Below are 20,982 nucleotides of genomic sequence, written 5' to 3'. Positions count from 1 at the left end.
TATATCTTATTGATCATAATGGATATTTGAAATATTGTAAATAGATTGCAACCAGCCGAATCTGTTAACTGTTTGCTGTCATTTTACTATAAGAAAATGAGAATCTGTGCTAACAAAGTTTCCTCGAAATATAACGAAAATGATGCAATTTTAGCATGAGGTTTACGCGTAGCACTGATGGTGTTACTATAATGACTAATTCGTTTATTGAGGACTAGATTCTTCGCTATAGTATTGAAAGGAATAAAAGCAAAGCAAAAAAAACTAAAGTGGAATTATGATAAATAGGCAAATTCTTGTTTTATCTTTGGGTGACTTCAGTTAGTTGATACTCAAAAGCTCTTATCATCGTTAATACTGTATTTGAAATTTTGTCGCTACAATTTCAACAATATTACCGTTAAAAGGTGTTTTCATCCAAGATCCTGATTTTTCACGTAGTAAAGATGCAACGAAATGATTATTCTATAGTAAAAAATCAACATGGAAACAAGCTTTTTATAACAATAATTAATTAAATAGACATTGGAGAAAAAACAATGAGGATGTTAGCTAAAAGAAAATTATTGTCATTTACACCGATTCAATTGATTGTTTTTTATTATACAGTTGCTGCGATCGTATCAACAATTTTACTCATGCTTCCTATCGCTGTTAAAGATGGTGTGGAATGGTCATTTATAGATGCTTTATTTACTGCTATCAGTGCAATAAGCGTAACAGGGCTAACTGTTGTGTCGACTGTTGACACATTTAGTATTCCAGGAATTTTTATCTTGGCATTTATTTTACAATTTGGTGGCATTGGTTTAATGACCTTAATGACTTTTATGTGGATGTTGTTTAGAAAGAAAATTTCATATCAAAACCGAAAGCTCATTACTTATGACCAAAATCGCATTACATATAAAGGGCTTGTCATGTATATTAAACAAATTTTATTAATCATAATCACGATTGAGACGTTAGGTATGCTTATTTTAGGCACATATTTCTTAAAGTATTATCCTAATTGGCAAACCGCATTTTTACAAGGTTTCTTTGCTTCAATTAGCGCAACGACGAATGCGGGATTCGATATAACAGGGAGCTCTTTAGTACCATATGCAAACGACTATTTTGTTCAATTTATATATATCATTCTATTAATTGTTGGAGCAATTGGCTTTCCAGTCTTGATAGAACTGAGGGATAGTTTATCTTTTATGAAATGGAACAAAAGGTTTCGTTTTTCACTATATGTAAAACTCACTACACTTACTTTTTTCATTTTAATTGTAGTTGGAGGACTATTGATTTTCCTCTTCGAATTTAATCATTTTTTTTCACATAAATCGTGGCATCAATCACTGTTTTCTTCTTTGTTCCATTCTGTATCAGCAAGGAATGGTGGCCTAGCAACAATGGATTTAAATAATTTTTCAACTGCTACTCAGCTTACATTGGCTATGCTTATGATTATAGGTGCATCACCTAGTAGTGTTGGAGGAGGGATACGGACTACGACCTTTGCTATTGTGATTTTAGCGATGTATGCACATATTAGGGGGCAAGGATCAGTGAAGATATTCAAGAGAGAATTAGATAAAGATGATATTGCAAAGTCATTTGCCATTGTAATGATTGCTTTCTTCGTTTGTGCAAGCTCTGTTGTGATCTTGAGCATAATTGAACCATTTTCATTAAAGTCGATCATATTTGAGGTTTGTTCAGCGTTTGGAACGACAGGATTATCTTTAGGAATTACACCTAGTTTGAGCAATGCTGGTAAAATAGTCATTATTGTCCTTATGTTTATTGGAAGGATAGGAATTTTAACTTTTATTTATTCAATATCTGGTGAGCAAGAACAAGAACAGTATCGCTATCCTAAAGAGTATGTCTTAACTGATTAATAAGCACAAAGATTTGTGTGTATTATGCTTGCGAGAATAGAATGGGTCTTTCTGTATTTGAAAAAGGCATCGTTTGTACCCCTTCCATTTTAAAAAAATCTCATGAAATATAGTAATCAATGCGCCTAGCTTGATTTACAGAATCAGACAATGTGCCTTTTTGTCTTTTTTTTCTTGACCTTAACATTAATGTCATCGTTTATACTTAATTTACTTTAAGTAGCACAATCTTTAAGTGAGGGAGGTTGGTATATATAAGCTGAATAATAGCTATTATTTTATTGCCAGCAAGCAGTAGTGGTATACCGTATAGTTAGATATGGAACAGGGTGGAGGTTTTCACATTTATGAAAATAGGTGAACTATCTAACATAACCGGTGTTAGTGAACGATCAATTCGATATTATGAAAAACAAGGGCTTATTACTCCCATACGTTTAGCAAATGAGTATAGGGAATATAATCAATCTGCTATAGAACAGGTAAATACAATCCAATTATATATAAATTTGGGACTGACAACTAAGCAAATATCTAGCTTTTTAACGTGCGTACTAAAAAACAAAGAAGAGTTTTGTAGTGATGTATTACCAATATACAAAGATAAGCTTCAAGAGATAAATAACCAAATTAAACAGCTTGAAATGATTAAATCGAATCTTGAAGAAAGAATATTATACTTTACTACAGGTCACGAAGATAAAGGGAAGCATGGTAGTAGTTAACGTATGCAAATTTACTACCACAAGAAACTTTCAAATGGTTGTACGACTAGGGAGTATCGTTAAGGTAAAGTCTGCTCGTGCATAAGCAAACTTTGTTGCTTCTTATAAACTTAAGTATAACTAGTATAGTTTTTAAACAAGTAAAGATACCTCCAGCGTTAGTTATAATGCAGTTTAGCTCCTCTTGGAAAAAGCAACAAAAATTAATGAGCAATGAGCCAGAACTATAAATGATTTTGATGAGTTGACATCAATTTATGACAAAGTAGGATGCGAAGAACGTTATAAGTATAGTGTTATAACTAAAGTACGAAAAGTAAAAATTAATGCGTAAATAGCCTTATTAAACGATAAGGGAGGTATATATGAATGGCGATCTTACACGTTACTGATAAATCATTTGCAAATGAAACTTATGACGGGCTAGTATTAGTAGATTTTTGGGCACAGTGGTGTCCACCATACAAAATGATCGCACCAATTCTTGAAGATTTAGATAAAGAGTTTAGCCATAAATTAAAGATAGTTAAGCTAGATGTTGATGCAAATGAATGAACTGTATTAAAATATGACATTATGAGTATGCCTACATTATTACTTCTAAATAATGGTGAAGTGATCGATAAAGCCGTTGGATATAAGCCAAAGGAACAACTAGTTAATTTAATTACAAAGCATCTATAAGCTAGTTTTAGGTGAAAAGATAAATAGTATATTTCGTTGCACTATGGATATATGCTTTCATACAACACTTGGTTAGAAACACACTCCTACATAAAAGAGGAGTGTGTTTCTTGCTATTGCAAGTTTAATAGTTAACGCTCTTCTAATAATTCCTTAACGTCATCTATCTTAAAGTCTAGTAGGATTTCTTTTTGCAATACACGTTTTAATGTTTCAGCTACATTACTATTGACATCTAATAAATCACGAATCGTTACTAGCCTTTGCGATTCAAATGCCGCCACAGCAGCTTGGATTTTTTCGCCTTCAGCATTCATTATATGTGCCAACGCTAACTCCTCAAAACCAACTGTAACTAATAAAAATAATAGAACATTCTCTTTATCATAATCAGGTAAAGTAGGTGCAACAGGCATTCCCATTATTAAATCCCTCCTTCTTTATTGTATTGTCTTACACTACATTTGTATGTTGATTGATAGATATTGCTTGTTTAAATGTCTATTTCTTTTTAAGGGAAGATCAAATTGTATTTTTGTACTAGAAACGTACTAGTAGCAATTTTTTATAAGTGTAAAAAAAACTACAATAGAGGGAAATCGGTAAACTTCCCGAATATATTAATTAATATTTAACTTTGTAATCAATTGTCTTATATCATAAAGCTTATTGTTTAAAAGGATTTGTTGTTGATTTACGCAAGTAAGTGTACGCTGAACACTTTCAGAAATAGCAAGTAACTCAGCTGTGTTAATGGTTTGATTCTTAAAAGCAGTAAATGCCATCGTTACTTTATTAGCTTCCGCTTCCATAAGTCGTGCTAAAGCTATTTCGTTTTCTGTAAGAGCTTGTAATAAAAACCATAATGCTTGATCCTTATCTATATTTCCTAATTCAGGAATAACTGGTAAATCCATTTGCAATCCCCCTTTCATTTATGAGGAATTTTATTTAGTACTATAGGATAAAAACAAAATGTGTTATTGCAGTACTAGTCAGGAATATTATTGAAAAAAATTTAAGTTATATTTTGTCATTCGTAGATTCATTGCCTATGAAGTACTAAACATATTCTTTAGAGTATTTTATGGAGAAGGTTACTATTCGCTTGTGCAAAAGGCTAGCATTGAAGGATTGTTTGAAATTTAAGGCTCTTTTCGACAACATAGTTGCTACACATCCTAATTTAGGGTGCAACAATTAAATTTATGCAGTTGCCATGATTATAAATGCACCAAAGCTAGGATTATACGTATTTATTATTTATTTTCTAGTACAAAAAAGTAGTATTGATGTAAAAAATGTATAATTAAATGAACAATGGGAGATTAGCCAAGATAGAAAAAACCTTTCTTACTATAGTTCATTCTTTTGCTAAAATAATACATAGATACAATCACAATACAAGTTATTCACGAGGTAAATAAGTAGAAAGTGAGGCTATTGGATGAATGCAATTCGTAAGGAAATTGTACAATTTTTAGATGAAAATGTTTCAACCTTTATACAGTCTTGGAGACAACGTGTGCTTATTTCAGATAGTGATATACATAAGGAAGAAGTTATTAATAACGGTAAAAAAATGTTTCAGTTAGTTAAGCTTAGATTGGAGAACGCATTAAGTGAGGGAGATGTGCGAAAATTAGCGTACAAGGTAGCTTCAGAAAGAGTAGAAGCGAACATTAATATTGGAGATTTAGTATTTAATGTTAATGAAGGACGCAAAGAAATTAATAACTGGATTATCAGCTCAGGGTTTCCCTACGACCAACTCATACGAATTTTAGAAGAAATAAATACAATTTTTGATCAATTCTCGTATTACACAGTAAGGAAGTATACAGAAATTAAGGAAGAGCAATTAGAGGAGAAAACTTTATTTATAGATCAAACACATAAAGAGCGCTTAACCATTTTAGGGCAAATGTCTTCAAGCTTTGTACATGAATTTAGAAATCCGTTAACAACCGTTATTGGTTTTACAAAGTTAATTAATAATGAATATCCAACGATAAAATATATTGATATTATCGAACATGAGTTACATCAATTAAACTCACGGGTGACTCAATTTCTTCACGTATCAAAAAAAGAATTAATAAACGGTGACAAATTTGAAGTTTCCTTGACAAAATTGTTTGATGACCTACTAAATTTCATTTATCCAAGCATTGTAGATGGTGATGTTAAAGTTACTAAAAATATTCATTCTGATATTAGTGTTTTTGCAAATAAAGAGGAGCTTAGGCAAGTTTTTTTAAACATCCTATTAAACTCTATAGACGCATTGCAATATGTTAGACACACAAAAATAATGAATATTGACTGTAATACATCTGATGGTAAAGCTGAAATTACTATTTCAAACAATGGTCCTGTCATTCCTAAAGAGATCATTGCTGTGATTTTTGAACCGTTTTTTACGACTAAAGAATTAGGTACTGGAATTGGTTTGTATATTTGTAAGAAAATAATTAACAAACATGAGGGAGAGATTAGTTGTGTTTCTGATGAAAAGTTAACTACATTTTCTATTAGACTTCCTTTGTTTGTCAAAAAGGATAGAAGCGCCATTTCATAATAAATAGTTGAAGTATAATAATGTTTTGTTGTTATGGAAAAAAGCTCAGAGGGAATGAGATTTCCTCATAGGGAAACCAGCTAAAAACAAGATTTACCAAGACAAGGAATGTTAAAAACAAACCTTTTTCAATGGTATCTTAATACTACTGCTTTCTAGTTATTAAATTTATAACAACCTTAATCAAAGGTTGTTTTTTACATCGTGTTTAATTTAATTCTTTATTTCTATTTAGTAGCAACTCAGAATAAACAAACAGATGATTAGTAACAAAAAATATAATACTCAACTATTAACATGAAGTCTAGGAAAATAAAAAAATACTCGATGGATAAAATGTTGTAATAGTGCAGTATCCGTTTCATTAATTGTGGATAGCTGAACAAAGATAATATTAGCGAACGAGGCGTGAAAAGGGGCTTATTATCGATGGTGTAGCTAGAAAATGAGTGGGGGAAACCGCAAACCTGTATGTCGGTAGTTTAATGAGACAAGTTGTTAGCAGCTAAAACACATTTATTATCTTTCAATTTAGAAACATGGTTTAAATCCTAGTATTAATAAGAGGAGAGAGTATGTTGAGAAAAAAATTGGCCATTATCTTATTTGTTATTGGGGTTTGTATAATAGAATTGGTGTATTTTATGACTCAAGCTAAAAAATATGTTTCATTAGCACCAATTTCAGTCCATGTAGTTTTATTAACTATGGCAGGAATCATAATATTTAAAGAAATTTCAAATTTAGATCAAAAAGCAATTACTAGCCATTTCGTTAAGAAAATAGGCCTTAGTATGTTCATATTAATTTTTCTGCCTATTAGTTTTTTTATGACAAAGCCAGAATACTCATTTGTTCAGGCACAAAAGGAGGTTGCGGATAACGAATTCGTTACTATTGTAAACAATAACAGGAAATCAATAGAGGACAAGGATGAAGGGATCAGGTTTTACGTAATTACATGTACGAAAGATGGTGAAACTATATCTTTTTTATTTAACCCTTACGATGGATCATATGAGGAACTTCAAACAAACCCTTAAATTAATGATGTTAACATCTGTATCTAGTTTGTCGAATGCCTATATGTATTTGGCTTAGACCGATAAACTAATGAATTTAACCCAATAAAATTAAATTTTGACCTATAAATCCTATAAATTGCCCGATAAATACAATTTGTCTTCGCCTTCAGTAATGCAAATAAGCAGCAACCTGGTGATGTTCGACATCGCCCGATTGCTTAGTAAGGATGAAAGTTAATTTTTTATCTTTTATGACGTTGTTCGCTTTTTTACTCGACTTCTATTCTAGTGAAAACATCTATCATTTATACACTTGCGTCATGACTTTATCTAATACCTTCCGTTGTTCTTCAAAAATACTATAGTATTTTTTCTTCAAAACATCAAACTCTTCTTTCCCAGAATTCGTTAATTGATACAAATAAATCCTCTGTCTCTTACCTTTAATATGAACTTCTCTAGTTAGTAGGCCATCTTCAGTCATTTGAGCAAGCGTATTCAGAAGCGTTGATGGGGCAGGGCACCACTGGCCACCGAGCGTGCGAAATTCTTTTTTAAATTGTTCACTATACATCGTTAACCTCGTTGTCAACAAATACAATATATAAAATTTAACAAATTGAGCTGCACTCATATTTAAGGCAAATCGTTTAGGTTCACTAGACTTATCCATATTATCCCTCCTTTTATAAAATTATACCATATTACTACTTAGTAGCAACTCAGAATTATATTTTAAGAGAATGTAACCAAGAAAAATCATTTTCATCTTAGAATGTCAAGTTTCTGTATCATTCATTAAACGATGTATAGCACTGTGTAGTAGCTGACCTAATTTTCTAGGCTTACAATTCTAAACCGATGTTAGATGTGTTATATGAAAAAAGATGAGACGACTAAAAAATGACTACGTGTATTGCATACTTGTTCTCAGTCGTTAAAAGAGAATAATACAGTAGAACATATTTTCATCTATAAAATATGAAGACCGTTCAACCTTGGATGAAATATACATACCAATTTGTTTGCAAAATTCGTTGCAAACTAATAAATTCCAAGTGCTTAATAGCAAGAAACCTATAAAGCCACAAAAATTAACATTCCTATCAATTTAAGTAAGAAGTAAATTCTACCATTTCGTTACACTCGTTCATAATCAGTTCATATTCAGATGATAAATTGTAGTCAGATAATTTAAAGGAGTGATTAACTAGATGCTTAAGCATGTAAAAAATCCAGATTATATACTCATACTTATTATTCTATTAGCTGCTGTACTGAACATTTTTAACATATGGACAGATGATTATGCCAATCCATATTACACTGCAGCTGTGAACAGTATGATGCAAAGCTTTGAAAATTTCTTTTTCGCATCCTTTGATGCTGCAGGCTATGTAACAGTGGATAAACCACCAGTTGCGTTTTGGATTCAGACCATTAGTGCATTTATTTTTGGATATGATGGTTGGAGTGTCATATTACCACAAGCACTAGCTGGAATAGGCTCGGTAATATTGATGTATGTTCTCATAAAACCATCTTTTGGTACTACAGCAGCTAGAATTGCCAGTTTAGTCATGGCATGTACGCCTATCGCAGCAGCTGTGAGTCGTACGAATAATATTGATAGTCTTTTAGTATTTACGTTGCTTTTAGCTACTTGGGTATTATTTAAAGCTGTGAAGAATGAAAAGGCTCTATGGCTCATTGGTTCATTTGCTGTAATTGGCATAGGGTTCAATATGAAAATGCTTCAAGCATTCATGGTTTTACCTGCTTTTTATTTATTTTATTTGTTAGCAACAAAAATTGATTGGAAGAGGAAGGCGAAAATACTATCTGGTGCAACAGTTGTTTTATTGGTCGTTTCATTATCATGGGCGGTCATAGTTGAACTTACTCCAGAAGAGAATAGGCCTTATGTTGGAAGCAGTCAAACAAATTCCGTCTTAGAATTAGCTTTCGGTTATAACGGGATTTCTCGCTTAATTGGTTTACAGAAAGGCGGTTCTGACGCTGTATCTATCGAGGAAGGAAATGGTACCCCTCAACAAATGTCACCAAATAGAAGTAGAGGTGGTATGCCTGGTGGGGGACCACCAAATGGGCAGATGACTCCAGAGATGGAAGAAAGAATGAAAGAAATGCAAGAACAAATGGAAAGTGGAGAAGGTATACAAAGTGGTAATAATCCAATGATGGGTGGCGCTCGCCAAATGGACGATACTGGTGAACCTGGATTGCTAAGATTATTTAGTACAGCCCTATCAGATCAGATTAGTTGGTTCATTCCATTTATATTGATAGCAAGTATCGGATTGCTTATGAAGATGAGAACCTTAAGAAATATAACACGAGAAAATAGCCAAATATTATTTTGGTTATTATGGTTTATACCTATAGCAGCCTTTTTCAGTGTAGCATCCTTTTTCCATTCATACTATCTCGTCATGCTTGCTCCTCCAATAGCTGCACTTACAGGTATAGGTTGGATGGAATTAGTAAAATCATATCTTAATCATAATGGCTGGCAAAAACGGCTCTTACCAATTGCTATTTTAGTTACTACACTATTTGAGCTATACATTTTGATGGCAAATGTAATAGAAATTGGATTTGGATTACCTTTAGTTGTTGCTTTCTTAGGTATAGGTTTGTCATTAGCATTGTTTATAATGAAAAAAAATAATAAGTTCTCATATCTTACATCTATAGCTAGTCTTCTAGTCTTATTAATTGCACCTTTCTATTGGTCAACGACACCGATGCTTTATGGTGGAATGGCTATGCTTCCGGCGGCAGGACCTGATATAAAAAATACACAAGGTATGGCACAAATGATGATTGGTGAAGCTGACCCGAAAACAATCGAGTATTTAACAGAAAATAATACAGGCGAAGAGTTTTTGTTTGCTACTGCGAAAGCAACTACGGCAGCTCCATACATTATCGAAACAGGTGAGGCAGTAATGGCTATGGGAGGATTTAGTGGAACCGATTCAATTTTAACGGTTGAACAGCTTAGTGACATGGTCAAGGAAGGGAAGGTTAAATACTTTATATTGACATCTGAACTTATGGGTAGAGGTTCGGGTGTAGAAGATTGGATCAAAGAACATGGCACGGAAATTCCTAAGGATCAATGGCAATCTACTTCTAATGAATCCCAAATGAGCGGAACGATGACGTTATTCAAAATTACGGAGGTGGATTAAGCCGATGAATGAGCATGTTAGGTATTCTATTATTGTCCCAGTCTACAATGAAGAATCTGTTATTCATGAGACGTACCGTCGTTTAAAAGAAGTTATGGAAAGTACAGCCGAAGTTTATGAATTATTGTTCGTCAATGATGGTAGTCAAGATAACACTGCTTCTATAATAAAAAATTTCTGTGAAGATGATCCATCAGTAAAGCTAATTAATTTTGCTAGAAATTTTGGTCATCAAATCGCAATTACAGCAGGGATGGATTATGCAAATGGTGATGCCATTGTAGTGATTGATGCTGACCTACAGGACCCGCCTGAATTAATTTTACAAATGATAGAAAAATGGAAGCAAGGATTCGATGTGGTATACGCAAAACGGATCAAACGCGAGGGAGAAACGCTCTTTAAAAAACTAACAGCAACTTTATTTTATCGTGTATTAAGGGCTTCAACAGATATTGATATTCCTGTTGATACAGGTGATTTTCGTTTAATAGATCGTAAAGTATGTAATGAGATGAAAGGGATTCAAGAAAAAAACCGTTTTGTACGAGGTTTAATAAGTTGGGTTGGGTTTCGACAAACAGCTGTAGAATATGTACGAAATGAACGGTTGGCTGGGGAGACAAAATATCCATTAAAAAAAATGCTTAAATTATCGTTAGATGGCATTACAACCTTTTCCTATAAACCTTTAAAGCTAGCAGGCTATACAGGTGGATTTTTATCCATCACGGCCTTTCTATATATGGTATTTGTTATCTACCAAAAACTATTTACAAATAGTACAGTAGATGGTTGGGCTTCACTTATCATTATTCAACTGTTCTTCAGCGGCATTATTCTCATCTTGTTAGGAGTGATTGGCGAATATATTGGTCGTATTTACGATGAAACAAAGAATCGTCCTCTATATATTGTTAGTGACAGCTATGGTGTAGAACGGCATGAAAGAAAAGTCACAAGTAGTGTTGTTCATGAATAACAAAGGAAAACGTTTTCTGAAATTTAGTATTGTTGGTGGGATTAACACAGGCATCGATTTTGCAATATTTTCACTATTGATTGCTATGGGCATGAATTATTTAATAGCGCAAATCATCTCCTATGGAGGTGGTTTGCTTAATAGCTATTTGCTTAATAGGTCATGGACATTTCAGCAGCAAGGAAGAGTTGAAATAACCGAGGTTGTTAAATTTATCTTAGTCAACTTTATAACTATAGTAATTACTTCAATCCTACTTGCATTATTATACAACGAATTAAACTTGCAATTATTATTAAGCAAATTGATCGTGACAGGCTTTGGTGTATTTATTAACTTTATTGGCAATCAAATTTGGGTTTTTAAAAATTCTGAAGAAAGAGGCGAAAGTGTATGAAGATAAAAAAAGCAGTCATTCCAGTAGCAGGGCTTGGGACACGATTTTTACCAGCAACAAAAGCTCAACCTAAAGAAATGCTCCCAGTAGTTGGCAAGCCTGCAGTGCAATATATCGTAGAGGAAGCTGTTCAAGCAGGTATTGAAAGTATTATATTTGTTACAGGAAAAAACAAGAAATCGATTGAAGACCATTTTGATAAATCTACAGAGCTAGAGCGTATGTTAGAAGAAAAAGGAAAATTAGCTCAATTGAAGGAAGTACAGTCTATATCATCAATGGCAAATATTTATTATATTCGTCAAAAAGAGCCATTGGGCTTAGGACATGCGGTGCTTTGTGCAAAGCAATTTATTGGGGATGACCCATTTGCAGTCTTACTAGGTGATGATATTATGATTTCTAAACCTCCAGCGATCAAGCAAATGATGAATGTATATGAAAGAACTGGCGTTCCGATCGTAGGAGTGCAACAGGTGCCACTTGCAGATGTGAGTAAATATGGAATTATTAATCCAAGTAATAAAAAAGACGATGTTTATCATATTCATGATCTAATTGAGAAACCCGATTTAGAGCAAGCCCCTAGTAATTTAGCTATATTAGGAAGGTATATTTTAAATCCTTCAATTTTTCCTATTTTAGAAACAATTGAAAGAGGAGCCGGTAATGAAATACAGCTGACAGATGGATTACGACACGTTTGCAAAAAAGATGGACTAATGGCCATTGAGCTGCAAGGGAATCGATATGATATAGGAGATCAGCTGGGATATACAAAAGCTATAGCAGAAATTGGGCTTCAAAGACCCGAATTAAGATCAAAGCTTCTAACCTATTTTGACCAGCTTCTAAAAAACGAATATCAAAAAAAGGAGCTGATCAAATGAAAGCAGTATTAGTAACTGGGGGAGCTGGATATATTGGAAGTCATACTGTTCAAGAATTGCTGCGGCAGAACATGAAAGTCATTGTATTAGATAATCTGTCTACTGGTCATAAAGAAGCTGTTAAAAGCCCTTATTTCTATATAGGTGACATCGCTGATGATGAATTACTTCGTGATATTATTTATACACATCAAGTTGATTCAATCATACATTTTGCTGCTAAAAGCTTAGTTTCAGAATCATTAATTAAACCTGAAGGGTATTTTCGTGAAAATACTTTTAAAACGTGTTCTTTTTTTGAAAAGGCTATACAATATGGTGTGAAACGAATTGTTTTCTCCTCAACAGCTGCTGTTTACGGAATAACAGAAGATGAACCGATAAATGAAATGTCTACAATAAAACCGATTAATCCATATGGTGAGTCCAAGTACTTTACAGAACGATTTTTATATTGGCTAGGAAAAAAACATAAAATACAATGGATCGTTCTACGTTATTTTAATGCGGCTGGAGCTTCTTTAGGTGGAGAAATTGGTGAAGATCATTACCCCGAAAGTCATCTTATACCATTAATACTACAAACCGCATTAGGAAAGAGAGAATTTATTTCTGTGTTTGGAAATGATTATCCAACATTTGATGGTACGTGTATTCGTGATTATATTCATGTCATTGACTTGGCAAATGCACATATCAAAGCGTTAAAAGCTTTGTTCGAGGGTAAAATAGTTTCAAATATATACAATGTAGGTACGGGTAAAGGCTATTCAGTTGCAAATGTAATCGACGTAGCAAAGGAAGTTACTAATAGAATTATTCCCATCGAATATGAGCCAAGAAGAGAAGGAGATCCACCTATATTAGTAGCTGATAGTACTGCAATACAAAAACAACTAGAGTGGAAACCAGCATTTAGTGATCTTAGAACGATTATTAACAGTGCTTGGAATTGGCACTTTAACCATCCGAACGGTTATGAGTGAAAACTTAATTAAACAAATATAAAAATATACAGTATAGGCATTGTAAAAGTAGGAGGGGAATAAAATGCTGCAAATTTTAGTTGCAGACGATGATAATCACATTCGCCAATTAATTACTCTTTACCTAGAACAAGCTGGGTTTAAAGTGATTCAAGCTACTAATGGTAGCGATGCTTGGGAAAAACTAGAAGAATATAAAATTAATCTAGCTATCGTCGACATTATGATGCCAAATAAGGATGGCTGGGAATTGACAGAAGAGATTAAAGAATTTTTTGATATACCTGTTCTCATGGTTACAGCTAGAGGAGAGTCACAAGATAAGTTAAAAGGCTTTAAAAAGGGAACGGATGATTATTTAGTCAAGCCCTTTGATCCACTAGAAATGGTCGCACGTGTAAAAGCGTTATTAAAGCGATATCAGATAGAAACAAGTGATATATTGTATATTAGTCATACAAGGTTAGATAGAAAACGATTACAAATAACTTTTGAAAATGAACAGATGACCTTACCTCCTAAAGAGTTTGAGTTACTCTTTACTTTAGGTAGTATAGATGGAAAAATATTCACAAGAGAACAGCTTATTCATCAATTGTGGGGCTATGATTATGAAGGAGATGAGAGGACTGTGGATGTGCATATAAAAAGATTGAGAGAACGTTTTTCAAACAAAGACACAGGTTTTGAAATTAAAACAATCCGTGGACTAGGGTATAAATTAGTGAGTCAAAGTCAATGAAAACAATATATGCAAAATTGATAAGTTCTTTCATCATAACAATCTTGTTAAGTATGATTATAGCGTTCTACTTCGTAACGGCATTTAATAAAAGGGATATTCAAAATAATTTAGCCACTAACATGAAGAGCGTTGCATATGAATTCATACAATTATATGGTAATGAGAATGCACAACAAGCTGTCTCATTTTTCACTAATATGTCCTTTACTGGCTATACATTTATCATATATGATGAGCATCTTCAAAAACAAGAGGTCGGAGAACGTAAATTACAAGCTGTCATTCACGAAAAGGACATAGTTAAAGTGTTGAATGGTGAAGAGCATACTAATTATGTAAAAGGGGTAAACCCACCTTTTAATTCAATTATCGGTGTGCCATTTGAGGAGAATGGCAAGCAATATGCGTTGTTTGTGTTATCCAATCCTGAAAAACAAATGAGATCCTCTCGGAAAATTCAACTAACTCAGCTTGCATTCGTGCTAGTAATAGGGAGTTTGTTCTTCTTATATATATCAAAAGTACTTGTGCAACCTATTAAAAAATTAATCAAAGCAACAGAAGAGGTCGGCAATGGAAATTATAAAGTGCAAATTCCAGTTACTTCTAAAGATGAAATCGGTTCATTAACAAGCCATTTTAATAAAATGACTAAAGAGTTAAGTAAAATAGAACAAATGCGCCAAGATTTTGTTGCAGGAGTCTCTCATGAAATTCAATCACCACTCACATCTATTCATGGATTTGCTAAAGCATTAAAAAATAATGAAATTGATGAACAGGGGAAAATGGAGTATTTAACTATTATTGAACAAGAAAGTACGAGGTTGTCACAAATAGGTGGAAACTTATTAAAATTAGCGTCACTCGATTCAGAACATCATCCTTTTACATTAGTCCGTTATCGTGTAGATGAGCAAATTCGTCGTGTGATCACATCTTTAGCTCCTCAATGGGAAGCAAAAGAACTACTGTTAAATATCCAATTACCAGAAACATATCTTATAGGTGATGAAGATTTGTTAGAACAAGTTTGGGTGAATCTTCTTACTAATGCAATCAAGTTCACTCCTCAATTAGGGAACATAGACATTGACCTAACTACTGATGAATCAACAGTAACCTGCTCCATCACTGATACAGGACCTGGAATACCAGAAAAGGATCTGAAATATCTATTTGAACGGTTCTATAAGGCTGACCATTCTAGATCTTCAAGAGGAAGTGGTTTAGGACTTGCTATCGTAAAAAAAATAGTTGAAATGCACGGTGGACAAACTATGGTTATGAGCGAACTCAATAATGGAAGTACATTTGTCGTTACATTACCAATTAATCAAGCAAACGAGATATAAAAAACTGTTTAATATGGCTAATCAGACTAGGTTTTTATAAGAATTTCCCTCCCTTATGTCACAAACTTACTTCCTTATTCGTTATAAGGGCAAGGAGGCGAATAAAATGAAAACAATTGTGATATTAGGCGGAGGTTACGCTGGAATAAACTTAGTAGACAGTTTGAAGAAAGAATTAAAAGATCAGTTAGGAACAGCAGTGAGGGTTATATTAGTTGATAAAAACTCGTATCATTTTCGAAAGGTACTATTAGTTAAAGCAATTACCGAAGATGCAGACGACTTACAACTAAAAATTCCCTTTCATCGGTATATTTCCAAGGGTATTGAGGTGTTACAAGGAGAAGTTACACGAATTAATAAGACTGGTAATATTGTTGAAATTGAAAAGGAAGACCATCAAGCAGTTGAAGTTCATTACGATTATCTAGTCATTACGTTAGGTAGCAGAGTTAAGGACAATGAGAACTTTATCGGGGGTATGACACTTAAAGATGAAAGTAGCGCACATGATATTAAAGATAGGTTAATAGACTTAATAAATAAAACAAAAAAACTGAATTCTGATCATAAAAGGCAAAGCAATTTAAAGATCGCATTAGTTGGTGCTGGAATAACAGGAATTGAAACTGCATGTGAGCTTGCTGTGTGGCTAAAAGAACAAGCGTTAGTTCATGGTATTGATCCAAATGGAGTGGAAGTACTATTATTCGATCCGAAAACACGCCTTCTACACGAAGCACCTGACCATATTAGTTCGAGATTGGAAAAAAAGATGAACAAATTTGGTGTAAAGTTTTTTTCTAACACAAGGGTAAAGGAATTCAATAATGGATACCTTGTCTGTACAGATGGAAGAAAATATGAAATAGGCCTATGTATCATTACAAACGGTGTAGAAGTTAATCCAACCATTAAACAGCTCCAATTACCACTATCTGATCAAAATCAACTAATTGTTAACGATTGTTATGAAGTAGAAGGGCACAAAAACATTTATTCAATTGGAGACTGTGCTCGAATAATTGACCCAATTACAAATAAATACGATGGAATGACGTGTAAGGAGGCTATTCCACAGGCACAGAGGTTGGCTAAAATTATTAAACATAAAATGACTAAACAGCCAAATCATATTGTTCATACAAGCTACCCTGTTAAGCTATTTTGTGTTAGTTTAGGACCAAAAGAAGGGTTTGTTTGGATTCAAAAATGGGGAATGAATTTTACGTTAACAGGCCAATTAGGGTTGAGATTCCGTAATTATACATGGAATCTTGCAAGTTTACTAAAGTGACGGTGAAAGATATTGGAAAATTTGTTAATTCAGCAACTTTATATAGATTATAAGCCACTTCTTTTTTCTCTTGCATACAAAATGACTGGGAGTGTTAGTGATGCAGATGATGTCGTCCAAGATGTTTTTTCTAAATTAACAAATTATGAGCTAAAGAACAATCAAAACGTGAAAGCATTTCTTTGTAAGTTAGTGACAAACCGTTCCTTGGATTTGCTAAAATCATCAAGGAAGAAGAGAGAATTATACACCGGAACTTGGTTGCCAGAGCCCATTGTTCAAAATGAGGATCCATTAAATCATGTAATGGTAGAAGAAGACATTTCTATTGCTCTCCTCCTTTTGTTCGAATCATTAAATCCAATAGAAAGAGCAATTTTTATACTGCGAGAAATTCTAGAATACGATTATAAAACCGTAGCTGATATTGTTCAAAAATCAGAGAGCAACTGCCGAAAAATATTGAGTAGACTGAAAAAAGAACTTCCTGATCTTAATACAGAACTTCTTCCTACTCCTGATGAGGAGCATGAACAAACAGTTCTAACATTTATCTCCGCATTCCAAACTGGAAAAGTAACAAGCATCATAAAATATTTGCAAAATGATATCACTTACTATGCAGATGGTGGTGGTAAGAAAGCAGCTGCATTACGACCAGTCGTTGGTAAAGAAAAAGTAAGCATATTATTTGAGGCACTTGCTAAAAGATTTTTGGAGGAAAACTACACATTTCATTTAATTACAGTAAATGGGCAAACAGGCTTGACCATATTGGACCCAACAGGATTCACTGCTGTGGTCGCCTTTCAAGTCTATGAAGGGAAAATAAAAGCAATCTACTATATTGTTAACCCTGATAAAGTTAGACATATACAAAATGATGTGAGCCTTTAATAGTAAATTTCAGCCGATATCTCAATATAGCATTGGGGTTATCGGCTTACTTAGTTTTTATAACTTACAGTCATTCTTTTTAGCAGGTCATATGAAGAAATAATAACGAACTGAGAGGTTATTAGTAATTAAGCATAATTGATAGTTTAATTTTGTGTTGTGGGACATAATGACTGCAAGACTCTCTTGGCCTTGTTTAACATATATGAAAATTTGGATGTACCTAGTATAAATAGAGCTTAATAAAGTACATCTTCTTAGTTCCTTTGATGATATACATAATATCCGGAATAAAAAAGTAATCTAGGTATTTGCGGTCAATCGCTCCATTACAGATAACCGACACATTTTTGTAACTATACCTTTATACAAATGGTTTTGTATAATAAATTTTAGGTGTATAAGCTAAATAATGGTTATTGAATAATAGTCTTCAAGTTAACACATACAAGAATCAGTTTTAATGGTATTAACAGTCAATATTTGAAAAATAAGCTTGTAAAAATGGAGAAAAAAATGATGAAAAATCAAATTACCATTAACAATAATAGTGTATTATTTGAAGTTAATAAACGATTAGAAGATGTTACGAAAAACTCGAATGTTGAGACCTATAAAATAAGGTCGATTTCCTCAACTGTATTTAAACTAATTGATAATAAATCAATTGCAAATATACTTCTACTTTGTGAAAAACTGTTAGAGAAACGTAAATGGGAGTATGGGGTTATCGCCTATGATTGGGCTTTCAGAATTAAAACACAATATAGTAAAGATACTTTCCTTGTTTTTGAAAGATGGCTAAAAACATATGTAACAGGGTGGGGAGATTGTGATGATTTCTGTACCCACGCTTTTGGAGAGCTATTAAGTCAATATAATAGCTTATTTCCTAAGGTTGTTCAATGGACAGAACATCCTGATTTTTGCGTAAGGCGTGCAGCTGCTGTTATTTTAATTTATCCAATTAAGAAGATGAGATTTGATGAACTAGAACCGTTTACAATTGTAGATAGTCTGATGAATGATGAACATGACTTAGTTTTAAAAGGTTATGGATGGATGCTTAAAATATATTCAACTGTTAAACCAGACGAAGTCTATCATTATGTGAAAAATAACAAAATGATTATGCCTAGGGTTTCATTTAGATATGCGATTGAGAAATATGATGATTTTACGAGGAAATGCTTGATGCAGAAGAACTAATACAACAACTTATGATGTGCAACACAAGATTATGTTAGTTTACTAGTGTTCGAGCGAAAAGTCATTAAATAACCTGACACTTTTCGAGTAGAAGTGTGATAAATTTGATAGGGGATTTTAGTAAAGGGAATGTTTATAGCTTACAAACAATGATAATAGTTATAAACTACATGTTGTAGTATAAATTTTCATTGTAGGTGAAATCATGAATTCGAATAGAGAGCAATTGCATTCAATTATTCAGGAATTAACAGATGATGCGGTTTTTGAATTAACATTTTATGCAAAGGAAATCAAATCAAGATACGAGTTTAAAGATAAGATGGATCAAAAAGGGGTCGGACTTACCTATATTGGTAATGCTGAAGTAAGGAAACGATGGGAAGATACGTTTACGAATTCCATTAGTCAAAGTAAAAAAGATGAAATCTTTTTACACCAATATCTATGGCATATTTTCAGCTTTCAAGTATTGCCTTGTAAAGAAAAAGAAAAAGCCATTGAAGCTTTCAATACATTAAAGAAAAACAAAATTTATGTATTTTATCAAAATACATACTCATACTCACTTGAAAATGCTGAAAATATTACGACAGAGGATTTTAAAGGTGAAAGGGATATATATATAGTTAACGAAGATTTTACATGGACTTATATACAAACCCATGAACAAGAGGCAGGATTGGGCCCTTATTTTTTTGAAATATAAGTATAGATTAAGAATATATAACTTATATCTTATATCTTAGGAGATTAGTAAGTTAATTAACGGCTAAAATAAACAATAGTAATCTTCAGCAATATGGTGCTTTTCTCTAAGAAGTGAGCCTTTCTTTTATTGAAGGCTCTTTTCGTACTTTGTTGCTATCTTTAATAATAATGGACAATATAATGAGTTTTATGAGGGCTCGTAGATTCTAAAAATTGAAAAGTTGCCTCGAAAATTTGATGTAGACGTGCTTATATCAAGGTACGATAAGCAATAATCAATGCGAAAACAGCATTATTGCTAGTGCAATATAGTCGCTTAGTTCCAGTTCTTCAGAATAGAAAAATTAGAACGATTGCACTATTTTACATAATAAGGAATCTTGTTTGTTGTATATCGTTTGTTTAGAACCTTGCTCTTAATAACATAGACACATACACATTTTTATCACGTAATACATGACAGTCCAACCTTCTATAAAACATAACCATAAATATAAAGTAAAAAACATTTTAGAAGGTGAAAATTACTAATGAGAGACAAAGATTGTAAATGTAGAGTTGTGGCACCACCACCTCAAGGTCCTCAGGGACCACCAGGTAAACAGGGGCCACAAGGTCCGATGGGAGTGCAGGGTCCAATGGGAGTTCAAGGTGCAACTGGGCCATCAGGAATGTCTGACCCTCAATCAGCGTTTAGAGCTCAAGCAAATGCTCCCCAACTAATAACAGTAATTAATACAGAAGTTTCTTTAAATTTTAACAATCAATTATTTGATTTAAATAATGAGTACGATGCTACTGCGTCAGAGTTTATACCACAACAATCAGGTGTTTATTCCATATGTACCAATGTGAATTTTGTTTCAAATTTAGCGGCTGGACAACAATCAATAATTACAGTGCAAATTGCTGTTAATGGTGGCACTGTAGGGGAAGTCACCGATGATAGAACAACTCCAGCTACTCAATTAATAAGTGTATGTACAATCGTACAATTGCAACCTGGCGATGTTGTTACAGTTCTCTTGTTTGCTAATCTAACTGGAACGGGGACTGTTAATGTAGGCGGAACATCTTTTGCTGCAGGTAGGTTTCCATCACCGTAAAGTACCTTGTAGAAAGATAAAGCAAAAAAAGAAAGCACAGTCATCGAAAACTAACGGAGTTGGGTTTGGAGTCCAAAACACCAATAAACAGTGAAAATTGACCAATAAATGGTTATCAATTAACATCTAAATTAATAGTGAAATAACAAAATAAAGAGGAGCTTGGGTAATCAAGCTCTTTTTTCTAGTGTGCCAGGCATGGCAACTATCTAGGTGGTGAAAGTCCACTGTGGGGGTACACATCGACCAACCACTAAGGAAGCGCAAGGTACTTACCGT

At 33.3% G+C, this 20,982-nt stretch carries 19 protein-coding genes and 1 pseudogene; 17 read left to right on the top strand and 3 right to left on the bottom strand.

Annotation, left to right across the window (positions count from 1 at the left end; genetic code table 11):
• Positions 1-539: 539 nt before the first annotated feature.
• From JM172_RS19925 to trxA, 3 genes and pseudogenes are all read left to right on the top strand, one after another.
• The gene (locus JM172_RS19925; protein ID WP_214484131.1) at positions 540-1,895 is read left to right on the top strand and encodes a TrkH family potassium uptake protein; all 1,356 of its coding nucleotides are present in this window, start codon (positions 540-542) and stop codon (positions 1,893-1,895) included.
• 347 nt (positions 1,896-2,242) lie between these two features.
• The gene (locus JM172_RS19920) at positions 2,243-2,620 is read left to right on the top strand and encodes a MerR family transcriptional regulator (protein ID WP_214484130.1); all 378 of its coding nucleotides are present in this window, start codon (positions 2,243-2,245) and stop codon (positions 2,618-2,620) included.
• A gap of 369 nt (positions 2,621-2,989) precedes the next feature.
• A pseudogene (trxA, locus tag JM172_RS19915) lies at positions 2,990-3,304 on the top strand (thioredoxin).
• A gap of 131 nt (positions 3,305-3,435) precedes the next feature.
• Here trxA and JM172_RS19910 read toward each other — a convergent pair.
• On the bottom strand, positions 3,436-3,726 hold the full coding sequence (locus JM172_RS19910; RefSeq protein ID WP_214484129.1) for an alpha-helical endospore appendage domain-containing protein: 291 nt from the start codon (positions 3,724-3,726) through the stop codon (positions 3,436-3,438).
• Positions 3,727-3,924: 198 nt separating this feature from the next.
• Positions 3,925-4,221, bottom strand: coding sequence for an alpha-helical endospore appendage domain-containing protein (locus JM172_RS19905; RefSeq protein WP_214484128.1), 297 nt, complete (start codon positions 4,219-4,221; stop codon positions 3,925-3,927).
• Between the two features lie 530 nt (positions 4,222-4,751).
• On the opposite strand from JM172_RS19905, the gene JM172_RS19900 reads away from it, so the two are divergent.
• Together JM172_RS19900 and JM172_RS19895 are read left to right on the top strand one after the other, a co-directional pair.
• Positions 4,752-5,885: a histidine kinase N-terminal domain-containing protein gene (locus JM172_RS19900; protein ID WP_214484127.1), complete on the top strand. Its 1,134-nt coding sequence runs from the start codon at positions 4,752-4,754 to the stop codon at positions 5,883-5,885.
• Positions 5,886-6,463: 578 nt separating this feature from the next.
• Entirely contained in the window at positions 6,464-6,928 is a 465-nt protein-coding gene (locus tag JM172_RS19895) for a hypothetical protein (RefSeq protein WP_214484126.1), read from the top strand.
• A gap of 283 nt (positions 6,929-7,211) precedes the next feature.
• On the opposite strand, the gene JM172_RS19890 is transcribed toward JM172_RS19895, so the two are convergent.
• Positions 7,212-7,583 (bottom strand): PadR family transcriptional regulator, encoded by a 372-nt coding sequence (locus JM172_RS19890; RefSeq protein WP_214484125.1) that lies wholly within the window; start codon positions 7,581-7,583, stop codon positions 7,212-7,214.
• Between the two features lie 541 nt (positions 7,584-8,124).
• Here JM172_RS19890 and JM172_RS19885 point away from each other — a divergent pair.
• The 12 genes from JM172_RS19885 (at position 8,125) to JM172_RS19830 (ending at position 20,703) form a co-directional block, all read left to right on the top strand.
• The gene (locus JM172_RS19885; protein ID WP_214484124.1) at positions 8,125-10,128 is read left to right on the top strand and encodes a glycosyltransferase family 39 protein; all 2,004 of its coding nucleotides are present in this window, start codon (positions 8,125-8,127) and stop codon (positions 10,126-10,128) included.
• A 4-nt stretch (positions 10,129-10,132) separates the two neighbouring features.
• Positions 10,133-11,110 (top strand): glycosyltransferase family 2 protein, encoded by a 978-nt coding sequence (locus JM172_RS19880; RefSeq protein ID WP_214484123.1) that lies wholly within the window; start codon positions 10,133-10,135, stop codon positions 11,108-11,110.
• Entirely contained in the window at positions 11,073-11,507 is a 435-nt protein-coding gene (locus JM172_RS19875; RefSeq protein ID WP_250886789.1) for a GtrA family protein, read from the top strand. Before JM172_RS19880 ends, JM172_RS19875 begins: the two co-directional genes overlap by 38 nt.
• Complete coding sequence (gene galU, locus JM172_RS19870) at positions 11,504-12,397, top strand: UTP--glucose-1-phosphate uridylyltransferase GalU (protein WP_214484122.1); 894 nt, start codon at positions 11,504-11,506, stop codon at positions 12,395-12,397. Before JM172_RS19875 ends, galU begins: the two co-directional genes overlap by 4 nt.
• The gene (gene galE / locus JM172_RS19865) at positions 12,394-13,383 is read left to right on the top strand and encodes a UDP-glucose 4-epimerase GalE (protein ID WP_214484121.1); all 990 of its coding nucleotides are present in this window, start codon (positions 12,394-12,396) and stop codon (positions 13,381-13,383) included. The genes galU and galE overlap by 4 nt, the downstream gene beginning before the upstream one ends.
• A 64-nt stretch (positions 13,384-13,447) precedes the next feature.
• Positions 13,448-14,125, top strand: a complete 678-nt coding sequence (locus JM172_RS19860; RefSeq protein WP_214484120.1) for a response regulator transcription factor — start codon at positions 13,448-13,450, stop codon at positions 14,123-14,125.
• On the top strand, positions 14,122-15,483 hold the full coding sequence (locus tag JM172_RS19855) for a sensor histidine kinase (protein WP_214484119.1): 1,362 nt from the start codon (positions 14,122-14,124) through the stop codon (positions 15,481-15,483). Before JM172_RS19860 ends, JM172_RS19855 begins: the two co-directional genes overlap by 4 nt.
• A 106-nt stretch (positions 15,484-15,589) precedes the next feature.
• On the top strand, positions 15,590-16,780 hold the full coding sequence (locus tag JM172_RS19850; protein WP_214484118.1) for an NAD(P)/FAD-dependent oxidoreductase: 1,191 nt from the start codon (positions 15,590-15,592) through the stop codon (positions 16,778-16,780).
• A 12-nt stretch (positions 16,781-16,792) separates the two neighbouring features.
• Positions 16,793-17,677, top strand: coding sequence for an RNA polymerase sigma factor SigJ (sigJ, locus tag JM172_RS19845; protein WP_214484117.1), 885 nt, complete (start codon positions 16,793-16,795; stop codon positions 17,675-17,677).
• Between the two features lie 519 nt (positions 17,678-18,196).
• Positions 18,197-18,886 (top strand): DNA alkylation repair protein, encoded by a 690-nt coding sequence (locus tag JM172_RS19840; RefSeq protein WP_214484116.1) that lies wholly within the window; start codon positions 18,197-18,199, stop codon positions 18,884-18,886.
• A 205-nt stretch (positions 18,887-19,091) separates the two neighbouring features.
• Positions 19,092-19,595 carry a DUF4275 family protein gene (locus JM172_RS19835; RefSeq protein ID WP_214484115.1) on the top strand — a complete coding sequence of 168 codons (504 nt, stop codon included), beginning with the start codon at positions 19,092-19,094 and terminating at the stop codon, positions 19,593-19,595.
• Between the two features lie 532 nt (positions 19,596-20,127).
• On the top strand, positions 20,128-20,703 hold the full coding sequence (locus tag JM172_RS19830) for a C1q-like domain-containing protein (RefSeq protein ID WP_214484114.1): 576 nt from the start codon (positions 20,128-20,130) through the stop codon (positions 20,701-20,703).
• Positions 20,704-20,982 lie beyond the last annotated feature (279 nt).

Source organism: Bacillus sp. SM2101 (assembly GCF_018588585.1).
Lineage (GTDB): Bacteria > Bacillota > Bacilli > Bacillales > SM2101 > Nanhaiella > Nanhaiella sioensis.
Note: the sequence above shows the minus strand (reverse complement) of the source record. Positions and strands in the feature narration are given on the sequence as shown.

Bases quoted from the DNA above. Each gene is read 5' to 3' on its own strand.
- JM172_RS19925 (WP_214484131.1), top strand. From the start codon at position 540: ATGAGGATGTTAGCTAAAAGAAAATTATTGTCATTTACACCGATTCAA.
- JM172_RS19920 (WP_214484130.1), top strand. From the start codon at position 2,243: ATGAAAATAGGTGAACTATCTAACATAACCGGTGTTAGTGAACGATCA.
- JM172_RS19910 (WP_214484129.1), bottom strand. From the start codon at position 3,726: ATGGGAATGCCTGTTGCACCTACTTTACCTGATTATGATAAAGAGAAT.
- JM172_RS19905 (WP_214484128.1), bottom strand. From the start codon at position 4,221: ATGGATTTACCAGTTATTCCTGAATTAGGAAATATAGATAAGGATCAA.
- JM172_RS19900 (WP_214484127.1), top strand. From the start codon at position 4,752: ATGAATGCAATTCGTAAGGAAATTGTACAATTTTTAGATGAAAATGTT.
- JM172_RS19890 (WP_214484125.1), bottom strand. From the start codon at position 7,583: ATGGATAAGTCTAGTGAACCTAAACGATTTGCCTTAAATATGAGTGCA.
- JM172_RS19885 (WP_214484124.1), top strand. From the start codon at position 8,125: ATGCTTAAGCATGTAAAAAATCCAGATTATATACTCATACTTATTATT.
- JM172_RS19880 (WP_214484123.1), top strand. From the start codon at position 10,133: ATGAATGAGCATGTTAGGTATTCTATTATTGTCCCAGTCTACAATGAA.
- JM172_RS19875 (WP_250886789.1), top strand. From the start codon at position 11,073: ATGAAAGAAAAGTCACAAGTAGTGTTGTTCATGAATAACAAAGGAAAA.
- galU (WP_214484122.1), top strand. From the start codon at position 11,504: ATGAAGATAAAAAAAGCAGTCATTCCAGTAGCAGGGCTTGGGACACGA.
- galE (WP_214484121.1), top strand. From the start codon at position 12,394: ATGAAAGCAGTATTAGTAACTGGGGGAGCTGGATATATTGGAAGTCAT.
- JM172_RS19860 (WP_214484120.1), top strand. From the start codon at position 13,448: ATGCTGCAAATTTTAGTTGCAGACGATGATAATCACATTCGCCAATTA.
- JM172_RS19855 (WP_214484119.1), top strand. From the start codon at position 14,122: ATGAAAACAATATATGCAAAATTGATAAGTTCTTTCATCATAACAATC.
- JM172_RS19850 (WP_214484118.1), top strand. From the start codon at position 15,590: ATGAAAACAATTGTGATATTAGGCGGAGGTTACGCTGGAATAAACTTA.
- JM172_RS19840 (WP_214484116.1), top strand. From the start codon at position 18,197: ATGAAAAATCAAATTACCATTAACAATAATAGTGTATTATTTGAAGTT.
- JM172_RS19835 (WP_214484115.1), top strand. From the start codon at position 19,092: ATGAATTCGAATAGAGAGCAATTGCATTCAATTATTCAGGAATTAACA.
- JM172_RS19830 (WP_214484114.1), top strand. From the start codon at position 20,128: ATGAGAGACAAAGATTGTAAATGTAGAGTTGTGGCACCACCACCTCAA.